Annotated in this window: 14 protein-coding genes; 8 read left to right on the forward strand and 6 right to left on the reverse strand. The window is 67.8% G+C overall.

Annotated elements, in window-relative coordinates; translation table 11 throughout:
• Window positions 1-82 precede the first annotated feature (82 nt).
• Entirely contained in the window at window positions 83-1,708 is a 1,626-nt protein-coding gene (locus WFK98_RS22670) for a GMC family oxidoreductase (protein WP_336801884.1), read from the forward strand.
• Between the two features lie 211 nt (window positions 1,709-1,919).
• On the opposite strand, the gene WFK98_RS22675 is transcribed toward WFK98_RS22670, so the two are convergent.
• The 6 genes from WFK98_RS22675 to WFK98_RS22700 all read right to left on the reverse strand — a co-directional run bounded on the left by WFK98_RS22675 (window position 1,920) and on the right by WFK98_RS22700 (window position 8,608).
• A complete protein-coding gene (locus WFK98_RS22675; protein WP_266341063.1) occupies window positions 1,920-2,933 on the reverse strand; it encodes a LacI family DNA-binding transcriptional regulator in 1,014 nt (337 codons plus the stop codon).
• Between the two features lie 89 nt (window positions 2,934-3,022).
• Window positions 3,023-3,814, reverse strand: coding sequence for an SDR family NAD(P)-dependent oxidoreductase (locus WFK98_RS22680; RefSeq protein WP_266341062.1), 792 nt, complete (start codon window positions 3,812-3,814; stop codon window positions 3,023-3,025).
• Window positions 3,815-3,855: 41 nt separating this feature from the next.
• Window positions 3,856-4,815: an ABC transporter permease gene (locus WFK98_RS22685; RefSeq protein ID WP_266341107.1), complete on the reverse strand. Its 960-nt coding sequence runs from the start codon at window positions 4,813-4,815 to the stop codon at window positions 3,856-3,858.
• Window positions 4,816-4,817: 2 nt separating this feature from the next.
• Window positions 4,818-6,371 carry a sugar ABC transporter ATP-binding protein gene (locus WFK98_RS22690; RefSeq protein ID WP_336801885.1) on the reverse strand — a complete coding sequence of 518 codons (1,554 nt, stop codon included), beginning with the start codon at window positions 6,369-6,371 and terminating at the stop codon, window positions 4,818-4,820.
• Entirely contained in the window at window positions 6,368-7,360 is a 993-nt protein-coding gene (locus WFK98_RS22695; protein WP_266341060.1) for an ABC transporter permease, read from the reverse strand. Before WFK98_RS22695 ends, WFK98_RS22690 begins: the two co-directional genes overlap by 4 nt.
• Before the next feature lie 153 nt (window positions 7,361-7,513).
• On the reverse strand, window positions 7,514-8,608 hold the full coding sequence (locus tag WFK98_RS22700) for a sugar ABC transporter substrate-binding protein (RefSeq protein WP_336801886.1): 1,095 nt from the start codon (window positions 8,606-8,608) through the stop codon (window positions 7,514-7,516).
• Between the two features lie 643 nt (window positions 8,609-9,251).
• On the opposite strand from WFK98_RS22700, the gene WFK98_RS22705 reads away from it, so the two are divergent.
• The 7 genes from WFK98_RS22705 (at window position 9,252) to WFK98_RS22735 (ending at window position 17,508) form a co-directional block, all read left to right on the forward strand.
• Window positions 9,252-10,715, forward strand: coding sequence for an aldehyde dehydrogenase family protein (locus WFK98_RS22705; RefSeq protein ID WP_336801887.1), 1,464 nt, complete (start codon window positions 9,252-9,254; stop codon window positions 10,713-10,715).
• A 3-nt stretch (window positions 10,716-10,718) separates the two neighbouring features.
• Window positions 10,719-12,242: a xylulokinase gene (xylB, locus tag WFK98_RS22710; protein ID WP_336801888.1), complete on the forward strand. Its 1,524-nt coding sequence runs from the start codon at window positions 10,719-10,721 to the stop codon at window positions 12,240-12,242.
• A gap of 13 nt (window positions 12,243-12,255) precedes the next feature.
• Window positions 12,256-12,936, forward strand: coding sequence for an HAD-IA family hydrolase (locus WFK98_RS22715; RefSeq protein WP_336801889.1), 681 nt, complete (start codon window positions 12,256-12,258; stop codon window positions 12,934-12,936).
• 10 nt (window positions 12,937-12,946) lie between these two features.
• Window positions 12,947-13,789, forward strand: coding sequence for a MurR/RpiR family transcriptional regulator (locus WFK98_RS22720; protein ID WP_266341055.1), 843 nt, complete (start codon window positions 12,947-12,949; stop codon window positions 13,787-13,789).
• A 50-nt stretch (window positions 13,790-13,839) separates the two neighbouring features.
• The gene (rpiA, locus tag WFK98_RS22725) at window positions 13,840-14,544 is read left to right on the forward strand and encodes a ribose 5-phosphate isomerase A (protein WP_336801890.1); all 705 of its coding nucleotides are present in this window, start codon (window positions 13,840-13,842) and stop codon (window positions 14,542-14,544) included.
• A gap of 260 nt (window positions 14,545-14,804) precedes the next feature.
• Window positions 14,805-15,893 carry a substrate-binding domain-containing protein gene (locus WFK98_RS22730; RefSeq protein WP_336801891.1) on the forward strand — a complete coding sequence of 363 codons (1,089 nt, stop codon included), beginning with the start codon at window positions 14,805-14,807 and terminating at the stop codon, window positions 15,891-15,893.
• Window positions 15,894-15,981: 88 nt separating this feature from the next.
• A complete protein-coding gene (locus tag WFK98_RS22735; protein ID WP_336801892.1) occupies window positions 15,982-17,508 on the forward strand; it encodes a sugar ABC transporter ATP-binding protein in 1,527 nt (508 codons plus the stop codon).
• Window positions 17,509-17,562: the final 54 nt, after the last annotated feature.

The following is a 17,562-nucleotide window of genomic DNA, read 5'->3' on the forward strand; positions in this document are numbered from 1 at the left end:
CTGAAAACGCTCTACGCTTCGCGGGATCGGCGCGGCGGCGGGGGGAGACTGCCGGCGCGCCGGAACCGATCGGAGGAACGGAATGCCGGACTACATCATCGTCGGCGGCGGCTCCGCCGGCTGCGTCATGGCCGCCCGGTTGAGCGAGGATGCCGATGTCTCGGTGCTGCTCATCGAGGCCGGTCCGCGCGATACCGACCGCTACATCCATATGCCCGTCGGCTTCTTCAAGATTTCCGCCGGTCCGCTTTCCTGGGGCTACGAGACGGAACCCGGCCGCGCCATCGACGGCCGCACCATCCCCTATCCGCAGGGGCGTGTGCTCGGCGGCGGCAGCTCGATCAACGCGCAGGTCTTCACCCGGGGCTGTCCGGAGGATTATGACGCCTGGGCCGAGGAGGAGGGCTGCGACGGCTGGTCGTTCCGCGAGGTGCTGCCGCTGTTCCGCCGCTCCGAGGATAACGACACCTTCGCCGGTCCCTTCCATGGCCATGGCGGCCCGCTCGGCGCCAGCAGCGGCCATCCGCATCCGCTGACCCGCGTCTTTGTACAGGCGGCGCAGGAGGCCGGGCTGCCGTTCAATCCGGATTTCAACGGCGATCACCAGGCCGGCACCGGCTTCTACCAGACGACGACGCGAAACGGCCGGCGCTGCAGCACGGCGGTCGGCTATCTGAAGCCGGCGCTTGGCCGGCCCAATCTCGCCGTGCGCACCGACGTGCTGGTGCGGCGGATCGTGGTCGAGGCGGGCCGCGCCGTCGGCGTCGAGATCGCCACCGACGGCCGCAGCGAGATACTGCGCGCCGACCGCGAGGTGATCGTCGCCGCCGGCGCGATCGGCTCGCCCAAGCTCTTGATGCTCTCCGGCATCGGTCCGGCGGCGCCTCTCGCCGGGCATGGCATCGCGGTCGTGCATGACCTGCCGGGCGTCGGGCAGAACCTGCAGGACCACACCAATATCGACATCGTCTACCAGCTGAACGGGCCGCACAGCTTCGATAAGTACAAGAAGCCGCACTGGAAGCTGATGGCGGGGCTCGAATATCTCGCGCTCGGCAAGGGACCGGTGGCGTCGAACATCGTCGAGGGCGGCGCGTTCTGGTGGGGCGACAAGGCGGAGAAGACGCCGGACCTGCAGTTCCATTTCCTGCCCGGCGCCGGCGTCGAGAAGGGCGTCGGCTCGGTGCCGGGCGGCAATGGCTGCACGCTGAATTCCTACCACCTGCGGCCGCGCTCGCGCGGTTCGGTGACGCTCCGCTCGGCCGACCCGGCCGCCGCGCCGCGCATCGACACCAACGCCTTCGCCGATCCCTACGACCTCGACCGCGCCGTCGATGGCGTGAAGATCAGCCAGGAGATCATGGCGCAGGAGGCGTTCCGGCCGTTCATCGCGGCCGAGCATATTCCCGGCAAGGGCGTGCGCAGCCTCGCCGAATACCAGGCCTTCGCCCGATCGGCGGCGCGCACCGCCTATCACCCGGTTGGCACCTGCCGGATGGGGCACGGCGAGGACGCCGTCGTCGATCCGCAACTGCGCGTGCGCGGCATCGAGGGGCTGCGCGTCTGCGACAGCTCGATCATGCCGCGCCTCGTCTCCTCCAACACCAACGCGCCGACGGTGATGATCGGCGAGAAGGCGTCCGACCTGATCCGGGGCAACCGCACCGGCGCAAGGCAGGCCGCGCCGGGCGAGGCGGTGGGGGCGTAGGGCGGGGGGCGGCGCAACGCCTGAGTTCGGGGCTACCCCCGCGTGCCTAGCTCGCCGTCATCCCGGCCCCCGAGCCGGGATCCATGCGGCCGGGTTGTCGGTCGCGCTAGGCTGCCGATGGCGCGGCTGCGAGGATCCCTGCTTCCGCAGGGATGACGACGGAGGACAGCGAGACAGGGCCGGGGAACACGCCGAGGAGGGCGCGCCTCCGTCAGCGCCGCGTCGTCGCCCGCTCGGCGAGGCGGACCGGCACCGTGGTGGTGACGCCGTCGGCGGGGTCGGTGCCGCTGTCGGTCATGCGATCATGCAGGATGGCGATCGCGGCGGCGACCATGGCCTGGTGGTCGTGCACCACGGTCGTCAGATCGAACGAGCCCCATGTTGCTGCCGGCACGTCGTCATAGCCGGCGACCAGCACGTCGTCCGGCACGCGCCATCCCGCCCGCCGCAGCGCGTCGAGCGCGCCGAAGGCCATCATGTCGTTGGCGCAGAACAGCGCGTCCGGCACCAAGCGCTGCCCGGTCATCGCCTGGGTGGCGGCGAAGCCGCCCTCATAGGCATAGTCGCCGCGCGCGGTCTGCACCTCGTCGAAGCCGTGCGTCGCGAGGCGCTCGCGAAAGCCGCGCAGGCGTTCGTCGCTCGCATAGTCGCCGCGCATGCCGCCGATGAATCCGAACGAACGGGCGCCGCGCAGGACGAAGAGATCGGCGACCAGCGCGCCGCCGCCGGCATTGTCGGAGCAGACCGAGGAGACCCACTGGTTCCGGGCCGGCGTGTTGAAGGAAACCGTCGGGATGCGGATGCGCGCGAAGGCCTCCGCCGCCTCCCGCGTGACGACGGGCAGCGCGCTGACGATGGCGTCGACGCGATAGCTGGCGAGGCGCGGCAGGACGCCGTCGAGCGCGTTGCCGCCGCCGACGCTGAACAGCAGCACCTGGTGGCCGGTCTCCTGCAGCGCCTTCGAGAAGGCGTCGACCGCGACCGCGTAGAAGGAGTTCGCGCTGTCGCTGATGACGATGGCGACGAGGTCGGAGCGATGCTTGCGCAGCATGCGCGGCAGGAAGTTCGGGCTGTAGCCGAGCTGCTTCGCCGCCTCGAACACCTTGCGGCTGGTCTCTTCCGAGACGCTGGTGCCCTTGTTGAAGGCGCGCGAGACCGCCGATTGCGAGACGCCGGCAAGGCGCGCCACATCCGTCGACGACGGGTACTTTCTCGGCGATTTCATGGTTGCAACCACAGTCGGAAATGACGGGCACCTGCGTAGCGCCCGTCAGCGCGTCGTTCAACGGAAACCGGGTTTCCGTATCGATGAATTCAGATCGTCTTCAGCATGCCGCCATCGACGAAATAGGTGGAGCCGACCGAATAGCTCGCCCGGTCGGAGCAGAGGAAGACGAAGAAGTCGGCGACCTCCTCCGGCGAGGCGAAACGGCCGATCGGCGCGTTTTCGCGCGCCAGGCCGTCGAGATAGCCCTTCCAGTCGCCGCCCTTGTCGGCGGTCAGCTGCGTCGCCGTCTTGATCCAGTCCGGCGTCAGCACGAAGCCCGGATTGACGGCGTTGACGCGAACGTTGTCCTTGATGAACTCGGTCGACATCGTCTTCGAGGCCATGATCAGCGCCGCCTTGGTGACGTTGTAGATCGGCTCGTACCAGAGCGGCTGGGTGGCGCAGATCGAGGCGTTGTTCAGGATGACGCCGCCGCCGCGCCGCTTCATCGAGGGCACCAGCCCGCGCGCCAGGCGGATCGCCGCCATCACGTGCAGGTCCCAGTAGAACTGCCACTTGTCGTCCGGCGCATCCATGATGGTCTCGTTGCTGCCGGTGCCGGCATTGTTGACCAGGATGTCGGCGCCGCCGAAGGCTTCCTCGGTAGCCGCCAGCAGGCGGTCGCAGCCGACCGCCGTCGCGACGTCGCAATCGACCGCGAGGACCTGGACCGGGTGCGCGCCGAGGATCTCGTCGCGCGCAGCGGCGAGGCGGCCCGCGTCCCGCGCCGCGATGACGACATGCGCGCCTTCCGCGGCAAACCCCTTGGCGACCGCCAGGCCGATGCCGATGCTGCCGCCGGTGATGACGGCGACCTTGTCGCGCAGTCCGAGATCCATGCTTTTGCTCCTTTTTGTTGGCCGATGGATGCGGGTGAAACCTATTTGACGATCGGGATCTTCGACCGGTCGATGGTGATGGCGACGGCCGCCACCAGCACGACGCCGAAGACGATGTTCTGGGCAAAGATGTTGACGCCGAGGAACGTCATGCCGATCCGCACGACCGAAATGATCAGAGCGCCGACGAGCGTGCGCCAGATGCTGCCGACGCCGCCGGTGATCGCCGTGCCGCCGACGACGACGGCGGCGATCGACGGCAGCAGCAGTTCGCTCGCCAGCGTCGGTGAGCCGCTGGCGAGGCGGCCGACGAGGACGATGCCGGCCAGGGCCGCGCAGGCGCCGGACAGCACGAAGGCGATCACCTTCTGGCGGTCGACCTTGACGCCCGAGGCATAGGCGGCCGGTTCGCCGGCGCCGATCGCCGCGCTGTAGCGGCCGAAGCGGGTGCGGCTCTGCAGGACATGCGCGATGACGAGGACGACGAGGCCGATGACGACGACGTTCGGCACGCCGAACAGCGTGCCGGTGATCCAGCCGAGATAGCCGCGCTCGCTTTCGCCGAGCGTGATCGAACGCTCCTTCGAGATGACGAGTGCCGCGCTGTAGAGCACGCCGCCCATGGCGAGCGTGGCGATGAAGGAGGGAATGCGCAGCTTCACATGGGCGATGCCGGAGAGCAGCCCCGCCAGGATGCCGAGACCGAAGGCGAGGGCGAAGGCGCCATAGCCGAAGCGGGCGAGCGTCAGCGCCACGACGACGCTCGAAAGCGACGCCATCGACTGGATCGACAGGTCGATGCCGCCGAGCATGATGACGAAGGTGACGCCGGTCGCCAGGATGAACAGCACCGCCGTGTCGCTGGCGAGCTGCAGCAGCGTGCTCGGATCGAGGAAGGCTGGCTGGAAGGCGCCGACCAGGATGACGAGGATGACGAGCGTGGCGAGCGGCAGCCATTGCCTCAGCCCGTCGGAGCGGAAGGTGTCGAGGATGCTGTTCATCGTCAAACCATGTGTCCGATGAGATCGACCTGCTGCGGCTTGTGGCCGGGTTCGGCGCCGACACGGTGGGTGATGGCGCCGTCGCGCATCACCAGCACCGTGTGGCTCAATCCGATCGTCTCCTCCAAAGTGTCCGAGGTCAGGATGACGGCGACGCCTTCGGCGGTAACGGCCCGGATCAATTCGTAAACCTCCTCCTTGGCGCCGACGTCGAGGCCGCGCGTCGGGTGGTCGAGGATGAGGATGCGCGCTTTGGCGTTCAGCCACTTCGCCAGTACGACCTTCTGCTGGTTGCCGCCGGAGAGGTTGAGGCAGAGCGTGTGGATGCCGGGGGTGCGGATCCTCAGCTTCTGCACCCAGTTCTGGGCCAGCCGCTTTTCCTCGCGCGTGTCGATCAGTCCGTTCTTCGTCAGCGTGCCGAGGTCGCCGAGCGTGATGTTGGCGGCGACGGGCAGGAACAGCACCAGCCCCTCGACCCGGCGCTCGCGCGGGATGTAGCCGATGCCGATATCGACGGCCTCGGCCGGCGTGCGCAGCTTCACCTCGCGGCCGGCGGCGAGCAGCCGGCCGGCGTCGTGCGGCGCGAAGCCGGCGAGGGTACGGGTCAGTTCCTCGCGGCCGGAGCCGATGACGCCGGCGATGCCGAGGATCTCGCCGGCATGCAGCTTGAAGCTGACATCGCGATAGGCGCCCTGGTGGCCGAGCCTGTCGAGCTCCAGCACGATTTCGTCGCGATAGGGCTTCTGCAGCGGCTCGCGATAATATTCGGCCTGCAGGCTGCGGCCCACCATCCAGTGGTGCAGCTGCGTGACGTCGGCCTCCGCGGCCGCGAGTTCGGCGACGACGGCGCCGTCCTTCATCACATAGATGCGGTCGGAGAGTTCCAGCACCTCGTCGAGCCGGTGCGAGACGAAGATGAACGAAGCGCGGGCCCGCAGCGCGCGGACGCGGGCGAACAGGATGTCGATCTCGGCCCGCTCCAGCACCGAGGTCGGCTCGTCGAGCAGGATGACGAGATGGCCGGGCGCGTTCTCCTCCAGCGTCAGCGCCTTGGCGAGCTCGACCATCTGCCGCGCCGCGAAATCGAGATCCTCCGCCCGCGTGCGCGGGTCGGCGTCGATCTGCACCTTGGCGAGCTGGCGCGAAGCGGCGGCGTAGAGCGCGCGCCAGTCGACGATGCCGAAGCGGGTGAACTGCGCCTCGTTGCCGAGATAGATGTTCTCGCCGACGGTCAGGTTGGTGAGCAGGGACTGCTCCTGGAACACCATGCCGATGCCCTGGCGCATGGCGTCCGAGGCGCTGACGAAGCGGGTCTTCTGGCCATTCAGGCGGATCTCGCCCGAATCCGGCTGGTAGACGCCGCTGAGGATCTTCATCAGCGTCGATTTGCCGGCACCGTTCTCGCCGACCAGGCCGACGACCTCGCCCGGACGGATCTCGATCGAGACGTCCTTCAGCGCATGGACGCCGGGAAAGCGCTTGTCGACATGGTGGAGGGCAAGCGCCGGCGGCGTGTCGGAGCCGGGCGGGGCGGGGCGGATGATCGGCGCGCTCATTTGACGATCCGCATGCGCTTGCGGTCGATCGAAAGCGCGACCGCCGCGATGATCATCAGGCCCTGCACGCCGATCTGCACGCTGGGCGGCACGCCCATGAGCACCATGCCGTTCGACAGCACGACGACGATCAGCACGCCGACCAGCGTCTGCAACACGCTGCCCTGGCCGCCGGAGAGGGCCGTGCCGCCGACGACGACGGCGGTGACGGTGGTGAACAGGCGGCCATTGCCGATCTGGGCGTTGCCGAGGCCGAGCTGGGCCGCCGCCAGAACACCGCCGACGGCGTAGAACACGCCGGCGAGCGTGAAGGTCAGGATGCGGACGCGGCCGACCGGGATGCCGGAAAGCGCCGCCAGGTCCTCGCCGCCGCCGAGCGCGTAGATGTAGCGGCCGAGGCGGGTGTGATTCTGGATCACCAGCGCGACCAGCAGGCAGAACAGCGCCAGCCAGACGCCCCATGGAAAGCCGAGGAAGCGCTCGATGGCGAGGCTGCGGATCATCGGGTCGTTGATGCGGATCGCCATGCCGCCGAGCAGCGCATTGGCGGCGCCGACGCCGACGAACCACATTCCCAGCGTCACCATGAAGGAGGGGATTTTCAGGCGGACATGGATGACGCCGTTGGCGAAGCCGACGCCGGCGCCGACGAGAAGCACGATCAGGATGCCGAAAACGCCGAAGGCGTTCGCGTTGGCGCCGTTCAGCACCAGCATCGACAGGATGACGGCGGAGAGCGTCAGTCCGCCCTCGACCGACAGGTCGATCGAGCCCATCAGGATGATGAAGGTGGCGCCGAGGCCGAGCACCAGCGGGATCATCGCCGCCTGGCTGATGCGGACCATGTTGCCGAAGGTCATGAAATTGGGATTGATCGCGGTGATCAGGCCGCAGAGCAGCACCAGCACGATCAGCGGCGCCCAGGCGGCGATGCGCCAGCGGCGCCGCGGCGCGGGCTGGCTGGCGGAGATGGAAGCATCGATGGTCATCGGCAGGAACGCCTCATGCGAAATCAAGCGGGAGCGCGGGCGCGGCGAACGCCGAGGCTCGCGGAGGACGCCGCGCCAGGTCGCCGGCTCCGTTACGCAGGAGCCGGCGATGGGCGCGCGGAGGTCGTCAGGCGGCGCGCCCGCCCCGGGAGGTCAGTCGTAGGCGATCTGGCCCGTCACCCGGCCCCAGATATCCGACCAGTCCATCTTGGGCTCGGAGGCGATGTTCTCGTCGTAATAGGCCTTGGCGTTGTCGGCGGTGATGATGACGCCCTTGCCGTAGAACTCGCGATGGTCCTTCGGCTCCTTGGCCGGGTCGAAGACGCCGGTCTTGGCGGCGTAGCCGATGGCCAGGCCCATGCCGCCCTGCCAGTAGGGGTCCCAGGCGACGGTTCCGGCGAGTTCGCCCTTCTGGATCGCCTCGACGGCGAGCTGGATGCCGTCGATGCCGGTCACCGGCACCTTGCCGGCGCGGCCATCGGCGCGCAGCGCCTCGACGGCGGCGAGCGCCATGTCGTCATTCGCCGCCCAGATGCCGCCGATCTGGTCGCCGAACTGGGTGAGCCAGGCATTGGTCTTCTCGAGCGCCTCGGTCGCCGACCAGTTGGCGACCTGGTAGTCGAGCAGCTTGATGTCCGGATTGGCGGCGAGCGCCTCCATCAGGTCCTTCTTGCGCTCGATCGCAGGGATGTTCGATTCGATGCCGCCGAGAGCGACGATGCCGCCCTTGCCACCCATCTGCTTGATCAGCGTCTCGGCCATCGCCTTGCCGTAGGGCACGCCGCTGAAGGAGATGTGGGCGACGTAGTTGGGATCGAAATCCCAGGGATGCAGGTCGGCCGGCTTGTTCCATTGCGTGACGACATAGGCGCCGGCGGCCTTGGCCGCCTCGACGATCGGGCGGGCGTCCGGGCTGTCGTTCGGGTCGACATTGATCACGGCGTTGCCGCCCGTCTTGGCCAGGATCGCCTTGATGTCGGCGATACCCTTCTCGCTGTTGCCCTCGGTAACGAGGGTGACGTAGTCGGCCCCGACCGACTTGGCGAAGGCGGCGCCGCCCTTGTTCCAGGTCGCATGATAGGGATTCGAAAGCGACCGGATCGAGTTGACGACGGTCGGCTTGTCGGCAGCGAAGGCCGGCCCCGTGAGGATGGCCGGGAACACGCCCGCCATGCCGATCAGGCCTGCGCCCTTGAGGATGTCGCGCCGCTTGATGCCTGGCGCGCCGGAGATGAGCTTATGGACCATGAACCACTCCTCCCTTGATGGAGCGCCCTGGCCGCCGGGGCTCCGTTCTTGTCGTCTCCGGCTGTCCGTCTTCCCTCGTCTTGATGATTCCGCCCGCCGGCGAATAGGCGTTGGCGCGCCTGTCCTCCGGCTCCAAAACCCGGCGGCTGTCTCTCGGACTTTCCGCAACGACCCGTTATGTTTTGTGGCCTTGCATAGCTATGCACGCGATGCCGGGACTGTCAATCGGCCGGCGAGCGCCGCGCGCCCCCGGGAGGCGGCGGCGGTTGCGACGCGGCGCCTCCTTCAGGGATGGCAGCGCCGACATCGTGCCACGGCGATAGAGAACCGGCTTCCCGACGTGTCTTCGTAGTAAAACTATAAATCTGGCTAGCGATTGGTTCTGAAGCGGCCCGAAACCGCCCGGGAACCGTTGGTGCAGGGGGCGGGACCTCCTCGCCGAACATGCTGAAAAACCGATGCAATGCAAAGATTTGGCTGATCAGACCCAGGGCGTCTCACCGCTTCCACAACTCGCTCGGCCAGTGGCCTTGTGCTTGCGTAGTAATGCTATATTCTGACCGAATGTTCGGCTCCGATGGAGCTTTGTCGCGACGGGTTTTGGCTTGGGCGGGCCGTTCGCCGGGCCGCAGGGACGGATGCAATGATCTCGGAATTGAGTGGAAAGCTGTTCATCGGCGGTCGCTGGAATGCAGGCGCCGGTGCGCGCATCGCCGTGACGAATCCGGCGACCGGCGAGGTCATCGGCGAGATCGCCGCGTCGACCGCGGACGAGATCAACGACGCCGTCGCGGCGGCGCGTTCGGCGTTTCGCGGCTGGGCCGATTTGCCGGCCAAGGCGCGCTCCGCCGCGCTGCACCGGCTGGGTGATGTGATCGCCGCCGATGCCGACCGCATGGCGCGGATCATGACGATGGAGCAGGGCAAGCCGCTCAACGAGGCGCGCGGCGAGATCCTGAAGCTGGCCGAGGCCTGTCATTTCTATGCCGAGGAGGCGGTGCGCGTGCATGGCGAGATCGTGCCGGGAGACACCACCGATCACCACAGCCTCGTCCTCCGCGAGCCGATCGGCGTCGTCGGCGCGATCACGCCGTGGAACTATCCGGCAGAGCTGGTCGGCTGGAAGCTGTGCGCGTCGCTCGCCGCCGGCTGCACCATCGTCATCAAGCCGGCCGATCTGACGCCGTTCACGGCGCTGGCGATCGCAGAGAAGGTCGAGGAAGCCAAGATCCCGGCCGGCGTCGTCAATGTCGTCACCGGGCCGGGTTCGGTCGTCGGCCAGGCGCTGGTCGAACATCCCGGCGTCGACAAGATCGCCTTCACCGGATCGAGCGGCGTCGGCCTGCGGATCCAGCAGTCGGCCACAACCGTCAAGCGCATGTCGCTGGAACTCGGCGGCAATTGCCCGATGATCGTGACCGAATCCGCCGATCTCGACGCGGCGGTGAAGGGCGCGGTGCGGCGATCGTTCCGCAACATGGGCCAGATCTGCATCGCGATTAACCGCGTCTATGTCGCCCGCCCGGTCTACGAGGCGTTCCTCGCCAAGGTGAAGGTGGCGGCGGAGAAGCTGACCATCGGCAACGGCCTCGACAGGCCGGATGCCGATCTCGGCGCCATGGCCTCGGCCGAGCCGCTCGCCAAGACGAAGGACCATCTCGCCGATGCGCTCGCCAGGGGCGCGCGGCTGGTGACCGGCGGCGCGGCGCCGGAAGGCGACGAATTCGCGCGCGGCCACTTCTTCCGCCCGACCGTGGTCGCCGACTGCACGCACGACATGAAGGTGATGAGCGAGGAGACGTTCGGGCCGCTGCTCGGCGTCGCCCCCTATGACGGCCTCGACGAGGCGATCGCCCGCGCCAACGACACGCCCTACGGGCTTGCCTCCTATGTCTACGCCAAGGGCATGGACGAGGTGCGCTACCTGACCACCCGGCTCGACTATGGCAATGTCGCCGTCAACAATGTCGATGCCGGCGTCATGAACGCGCCCTATGGCGGCCGCAAGCAGAGCGGCGTCGGCTATGAGCACGGCCGCGAGGGCATGCTCGAATATTTCAACTTCAAGCACGTCCGCATCCGCCATGACGAGCCCGAGGGGCGATAGGCGATGACGACGGCGCTTCTCGGCATCGATATCGGCACGTCCGGCTGCAAGGCGCTCCTGATCGACGCCGACGGCTCGGTGCTGGCCAGTTCGACGGCGACCTACGGCCTGTCGCAGCCGCGTCCCGGCTGGACCGAGCAGGATCCGGCGCTCTGGATCGAGGGTGCCCGCCAGTCGGTCGCCAGCGTGCTCGCCGAGCGGCGCGACGTCGAGATCGCGGGCATCGGCCTGTCCGGCCAGATGCACGGCCTGACGCCGCTCGACGAGGCGCATCGCGTGCTGCGGCCGGCGCTGCTCTGGAACGACCAGCGCAACGGCGCCGAATGCGCCGAGATCACGGAGAAGGCGGGCGGCCTCGAGGCGCTGCTCGCGCTCACCAACAACCGCATGCTGGTCGGCTATACCGGCGGCAAGATCCTCTGGATGCGCCATCACGAGCCGGAGCTCTATGCGAAGCTCCGCCATGTCGTGAACCCGAAGGACTATCTGCGCCTGGTGCTGACCGGCGAGATCGCCACCGAGGTATCGGACGCCTCCGGCACCGGCCTGTTCGATGTGCGCAAGCGGACATGGTCGACGCCGCTGCTCGACCGGCTCGACATCGGCCCGGCGCTGCTGCCGGCCTGCCATGAATCGCAGGTTGTCACGGGGCGGGTGAACCGGTCCGGCTCTGCCCTTTTCGGCCTGCCGGAAGGCATACCGGTTGTCGGCGGCGGCGGCGACAGCGTCATCCAGACGCTCGGTTCCGGCGTGATGATGCCGGGCGAGTTGCAGACGACGATCGGCACGGCCGGCATTGTCGCCAGCGCCCTTGAAGCGCCGGAGGATAATCCTGGCGGCCGGCTGCAGGTGTTCTGCAATGTCGCGCCGGATAGCTGGCACTGCATGGGCGTCTCGCTCAATGCCGGCGGCGCGATGTCGTGGTTCCGCGATGCGATGGGTTCGCTCGGGCAGGGGGCGGAAAAGCCCTCCTTCGACGAGATCGTGGCGCGGGCGGCGGCGAGCCCCGCCGGCGCGAAGGGCCTGTTCTTCCTGCCCTATCTCTATGGTGAGCGCTGCCCGCATCCGGACCCGATCGCGCGCGGCGCCTTTGTCGGCCTGACCGCCCGGCATGATGGCGGCGACATGGCGCGCAGCGTCATGGAGGGCGTCACCCATGCGCTCCGAGACATTCATGGCCTGATGCAGCGGATCGGCATGCAGCACAGCGTCATCAAGGCTTCGGGCGGCGGCGCCCGCTCGTCGCTGTGGCGGCAGATGCAGGCCGACCTGTTCGACTGCGAGGTGGTCACCACCGAGGGCGCGGCCGAGGGGGGCGCGTTCGGCGCGGCGCTGGTCGCCGGCGTCGGCACCGGCATCTGGCCCGACGCGAAGACGGCGGCGGCGCTCTGCCGGCCGCTGACGCGCCAGCTTCCCGACCGCGAAACCGGCGACACGCTGCGCCGGGCCTTCGCCATCTTCGAAGGCCTCTATCCGGCATTGTCGCAGAGCTTCGCGGCGATCGCCGAGGCGAGGCTCGACGCGTGACTGAGAGACTGACATGACCAAGCCGCTCGCCACCTTCGGGGCGCTTATCTTCGACCTCGACGGCACGCTGATCGACAGTGCGCCGGACATCGCCGCGGCGGTCAACGCCTATCTGCGCTCGCGCGGCTGGCCGGAGCAGGAGACGGAATTCGTCGAGCGCTTCATCGGCAATGGCCCGCGCCGGCTGCTGCTCGACATGCTCACCGAGCTCGGCCTGCCGAGCGACGACGCGACCATCCGCGCCGCGCACGCCGCCTATCTCGCCCATTACGGCGAGGCACCGGCCCGGCTGACGAAGTTCTACAGCCATGTCCGCGAGGACCTGGCTGCGCTGAAGCAGGCCGGATTCCGGCTCGGCATCTGCACCAACAAGCCGCATGCGCTGACGCTTCGCGTGCTCGACCTGCTCGGCATCGCGCCGCTGTTCGACGCCGTACTCGGCGCCGATGCGGTGCCGGCCTGCAAGCCGGACCCGGGCCACCTGCTGGCGGTGGCGAAGCGGATGCAGCTTGCCGATGGCGGCTGGGCCTATGTCGGCGACACGGGGGTCGACCAGGCGACGGCCGTCGCCGCGAACGCTCCGTTCTTCGTCGTTCCCTGGGGCGGCGGCAAGCTGGTTTCGACGGAGCCCGGGCAGCGACTGGAACGGCTGCTCGATCTCATGGCCTATAGGCCGGTCCAACAGGCGATCTGAGGGAGCCCCGATGTCGACCAACAGCCTGCTGCAGCGCATCCTCCAGGAGCACGACCGGATGGGCCCGGCCGAGCAGCGGCTCGGCGATTTCGTCAAGGCGCATCCGGGCCAGGTCATCCACATGAGCATGGCGCGGCTGTCGCAGGAATGCGACGTCAGCGACCCGACCGTGATGCGCTTCTGCCGGCGCTTCGGCTTCGAAGGCTACCAGGATTTCAAGCTCAACCTGGCGCAGAGCCTCGTGCCGTCGGCGCCGTTCGCCTATGAGCAGATCGTGCCGGGCGACTCGATCGAGAACATCGTCCGCAAGACGGCGCGCAATTCGCTGAACGCGATCCAGCGCGCGCTGGAGGACCTGCTGCCGGCGCAGATCGAGGAAGGCGCCAAGCTGCTGCAGGCGGCGAGCTGGGTCGGCATCTATGCGACCGGCATTTCCGAGGTGACGGCGGTGGACGCCGAGCACAAGTTCCAGCGCCTCGGCATGCGCTGCGCCGCCGTCATGGGCCGCACCAAGCAGTGGCTGCACGCGGAAGCCTCGCGGCCCAACGAGGTGGCGCTGATCTTCTCGCAGTCCGGCCATACCAAGCAGATGATCGAGCTCGCCATCGCGGCCCGCACTGGCGGCGCCCGCGTCGTCTCGATCACGGCAGCGGAGAGCCCGCTCGCGCGCGTCTCCGACGTGCTGATCGCCGTGACGCCCTATGACCGCACCGAGCTGCTGACGCCGCTCGCCTCGCGGCTCAACCATCACCTGGTGATCAACATGCTGGTCACCTCCATCGCCGTGACCAGCGGCAGCGAATTCCCGGACCAGCTTCCGGCGCTCGATTCCTGGCAGACCGACAAGATCTGAGCCGGGCCGCCGGCGCGCCGCACCGATAAATTTCATACCGAGGACAGGACATGACCGCACAGGATGAGGCCAAGAAGGTTGCCGGCCGCAAGGTGATCGAGGAATTCGTGCGCGACGGCATGAAGCTCGGACTCGGCTCCGGCACGACGTCGCACTTCTTCGTGCGCGAACTCGGCAAGCATGTCGCCGCCGGCCTCAAGGTGACCTGCACGACCACGTCGCGCGCCACCAACGACGTCGCCCGCGAAGTCGGCATCAAGATCACCGACCCGAACGACATCGGCGAGCTCGACCTGACCGTCGACGGTCCCGACGAGATCGACCGCCAGTTCCGCATGATCAAGGGCGGCGGCGCCTGCCTGCTCTGGGAGAAGATCGTCGCCCATGCCTCGAAGCGGATGATCACCATCTGCGACGAGACCAAGATCGTCGACCAGCTCGGCGGCTTCCCGCTGCCGGTCGAGGTGGTGCAGTTCGCCTGGAAGCAGACCGAGCGCATGGTGTCGCGGCTGCTCGCCGAGCACGGCATCGCCGACGCCGTGATCGTGCGGCGGATGCGCGACGGCCAGCCGGTCGTCACCGATAGCGGGAACTTCATCCTCGACTGCCGCTGCGCCGCGATTCCCGAGCCGGAGCGGCTGGAGATCGAGCTGAACCAGATTCCCGGCGTCGTCGAGAACGGCCTGTTCACGCGGGAATCGCAGGGCATGGTCGTCGGCTGCTTCGACGGCACTGCCTATGTGGCCATGCGGTGATGTAGTAAAACGAAAATCCCGCAGGGCCACGACATCGCTACGTCAACGGCGCCGCCTCGCTCCAGCGGGACGGCAAGGGTTTCCGCTTGTCCGGAAGTTCTATAAATTTGGCATTCAAATCAAGTATTTGACTAGAAAAATCCCCTTGTGCGACGGTGTCTATCCGCCGCCGTGCCATTGACAGTTCATCGTCATGTAGTGAAACTAGATATAGACCGGTCGGCAGGGAACAGGGAGCCGACGGGACATGGGAGGATTGAGTGACAAACGTGAACAACCTCAGCCGCCGCGGCCTGCTCAAGGCGGGCGCGGCCCTCGGTGTCGGAGCCATGGTGGGCGGGAGCAACAGTGCTTTCGCGGCCGACCGCGTCTTCGTCCCCTACAGCAACAAGAGCCTCGACTACTACTTCTTCGTCATCCAGGAGGAGGCGGTGAAGCGGGCGGTGCAGGCGAATTCCTGGGAATTCCAGGCGACCAACGCCAATTTCGACAATACCCGCCAGCTGGAGCAGTGGCAGAGCCTGATGCTCTCCGACCCCTCCGCCATCATCAGCGACCCGATCGACAGCCAGGCGATCGTCTCCGCCATCCGCCGGTATAACCAGAAGGGCATCCCGGTCGGCATCATCGACACCCCCGCCGATGGCGGCGACGTGGCGATCACCGTTTCCTTCGACAACTACCTCGGCGGCCAGATGGCGGCCCAGGAGATCATCAAGCGCCTGACCGCCAAGTATGGCAGCCCGAAGGGCACGGTGCTGAACTGCTTCGGCGCGCTGCAGAGCGTGGCGTGGCGCCTGCGCAAGGAAGGCATGGACGCCGAGTTCGCCAAGTATCCGGAGATCAAGTATCTCGCCCGTCCGACCGAAGGCGCGCTCGACCAGATGCTGGCCGTGACGCTCTCGACGCTGTCGGAATTCCCGGATCTCGACGCCGTCCACGCCCCATCCGACTCGCCCTCGCGCGGCATCGTCACGGCGCTGCAGCAGAAGGGCCGCTGGAAGAAGGTCGGCGAGGAAGGCCACGTCATCTTCGTCAACATCGACGGCGAGCCGGTGGCGCTGAAGTGGATCCAGGACGGCTTCATGGATGCCTGCGTCTCGCAGGACCCGATCGCCTATGGCCAGATCGCGGTCGAGATGCTCGGCAAGTACGCGATGAAGAAAGAGGCCGTTCCGATCGGCCCGTACGAGAACAAGAAGTACTTCTGGGAGAAGGGCGAGATCGTCGCCGGCAAGACCGGCCCGACCCTGATTATTCCCCCCTTCATCATCGACAAGTCGAATTCGGCCGATCCGCGCCATTGGGGCGCGATCGCCGAAATCGAGTGGAAGATCCCCTACACATAGTCGGGCCATGGCGTCGCGCTCTTCGGGCGCGACGCCACCTTCTGTTTCAGCCGCGCTCGCTGCGCGGCCGTTCCGTTTTTGACAGGAGATGCGCTTGACCGTGCCGATGACAGCGGGATCGCAGGCCGCGAACGACCATGTTCTGCGGGTCGAGAACATCAGCAAGGCCTATGGCGGCGCGGTGGCGCTGCGCGATGTCAGCCTCGCCATCCGGCGCGGCTCGATCCATGGCCTGCTGGGCGAGAATGGCGCCGGCAAGAGCACGCTGGTCGGCATCATCTCCGGCCAGCGCCAGCCGACGACGGGCACGCTCTATCTCGACGGCGTCGCGCTCGCCCATGCCGACGTGCCGTCGATGGAGGAGGCCGGCGTCTTCCTGGTGACCCAGGAGCCGATGATCATCGATCACCTCTCCGCGGCCGAGAACCTGATGCTGGGGATCTGGCCGCGCCGCTTCGGCTTCGTGAACTGGCGCAAGCTGCGCCAGGACGCGGCGCGCATGCTGGCCGGCACCGGCATCGATCTCGACACGCCGGCCGGCAAGCTCGACGCCGTGGCGCGCCGCAAGCTCAACATCCTCCGCGCCATGTTCAGCGGCGGCAAGGTCATCATCCTCGACGAACCGACGGCGGCCCTGACCGTCGAGGACCGCCAGCAGCTGTTCGATTTCATGCGCCGGCTCAAGGCGGACGGCGTCACCTTCATCTTCATCTCGCACTACAATGACGAGATCCTCGACATCTGCGACGCCGTCTCGGTGCTGCGCGACGGCGTGCTGGCCGGCGGATCCGAGGATGTCGGCAGCCTGACCTCGGCGCAGCTCTCGGAGCTGGTGCTCGGTCGCGGCCTGGTGCTGTTCCAGCGCGAGCGCCGCAGCTTTGCAGACGATGCCCCGGCCGTGCAGCTGCGCGACGTCGTCGGGCCGAGCGTGCGCGTGCCGGCGCTCGACATCCGCCCCGGCGAGGTGGTCGGCTTCACCGGCCTGCCCGGCGCCGGCGCCAAGGAACTGGCGCGCTGCATCTTCGGCCTGACGCCGGTGCAATCCGGCACCATCCGCTTCGCCGATGGCAGCGCGCCGCAGGGCCTGCCGACCCATCCGCGCGACGCCTTCGAGGCGGGCATCGCCTTTCTCTCGGACGACCGCCGCCGCGACGGCGCCATCGGCCAGATGTCGATCGGCGCCAACATCTCGCTGTCCTCGCTCGCCTCGGTCGCCCGCTCCGGCTTCCTGAGCAGGGACGCCGAACTGCGGCTCTCCGATCGCTATTTCGCCGCCATGGGCATCAAGGCCGCCTCGGCCGCCGTCGCCGTCGACACGCTTTCCGGCGGCAACCAGCAGAAGGTCTGCCTCGGCCGCGTGCTCGCCACCGGGCCGCGCGTGCTGATCCTCGACGAGCCGACGCGCGGCATCGATGTCGGCGTCAAGCAGGACGTGCTCCGGATCGTCGACGAACTGAGCCGGACCGGCGTCGCCGTGATCATCGTCTCGACCGATACCGACGAGATCACCCGCGCCGCCGATCGCGTCTGCATCTTCGAGAACGGTGCCATCGCCCGCGAGCTGACGGGCGCCGAAATAACCAATGACCGGCTCCGTGGCCTCGAGCCGGCCTAGGGTTCCGCTGGAACCCGGGCCGGACGCCCCGGACGCCATGATGACAACGAGGAC

Origin of the sequence: Kaistia sp. MMO-174, assembly GCF_037147815.1 — a bacterium.
Classification (GTDB): domain Bacteria; phylum Pseudomonadota; class Alphaproteobacteria; order Rhizobiales; family Kaistiaceae; genus Kaistia; species Kaistia nematophila.

Coding starts and splice junctions, on each gene's coding strand:
- WFK98_RS22675 (WP_266341063.1), bottom strand. CDS start 2,933: ATGAAATCGCCGAGAAAGTACCCGTCGTCGACGGATGTGGCGCGCCTT.
- WFK98_RS22700 (WP_336801886.1), bottom strand. CDS start 8,608: ATGGTCCATAAGCTCATCTCCGGCGCGCCAGGCATCAAGCGGCGCGAC.
- WFK98_RS22690 (WP_336801885.1), bottom strand. CDS start 6,371: ATGAGCGCGCCGATCATCCGCCCCGCCCCGCCCGGCTCCGACACGCCG.
- xylB (WP_336801888.1), top strand. CDS start 10,719: ATGACGACGGCGCTTCTCGGCATCGATATCGGCACGTCCGGCTGCAAG.
- WFK98_RS22670 (WP_336801884.1), top strand. CDS start 83: ATGCCGGACTACATCATCGTCGGCGGCGGCTCCGCCGGCTGCGTCATG.
- WFK98_RS22735 (WP_336801892.1), top strand. CDS start 15,982: ATGCGCTTGACCGTGCCGATGACAGCGGGATCGCAGGCCGCGAACGAC.
- WFK98_RS22685 (WP_266341107.1), bottom strand. CDS start 4,815: ATGAACAGCATCCTCGACACCTTCCGCTCCGACGGGCTGAGGCAATGG.
- WFK98_RS22695 (WP_266341060.1), bottom strand. CDS start 7,360: ATGACCATCGATGCTTCCATCTCCGCCAGCCAGCCCGCGCCGCGGCGC.
- WFK98_RS22680 (WP_266341062.1), bottom strand. CDS start 3,814: ATGGATCTCGGACTGCGCGACAAGGTCGCCGTCATCACCGGCGGCAGC.
- WFK98_RS22720 (WP_266341055.1), top strand. CDS start 12,947: ATGTCGACCAACAGCCTGCTGCAGCGCATCCTCCAGGAGCACGACCGG.
- rpiA (WP_336801890.1), top strand. CDS start 13,840: ATGACCGCACAGGATGAGGCCAAGAAGGTTGCCGGCCGCAAGGTGATC.
- WFK98_RS22705 (WP_336801887.1), top strand. CDS start 9,252: ATGATCTCGGAATTGAGTGGAAAGCTGTTCATCGGCGGTCGCTGGAAT.
- WFK98_RS22715 (WP_336801889.1), top strand. CDS start 12,256: ATGACCAAGCCGCTCGCCACCTTCGGGGCGCTTATCTTCGACCTCGAC.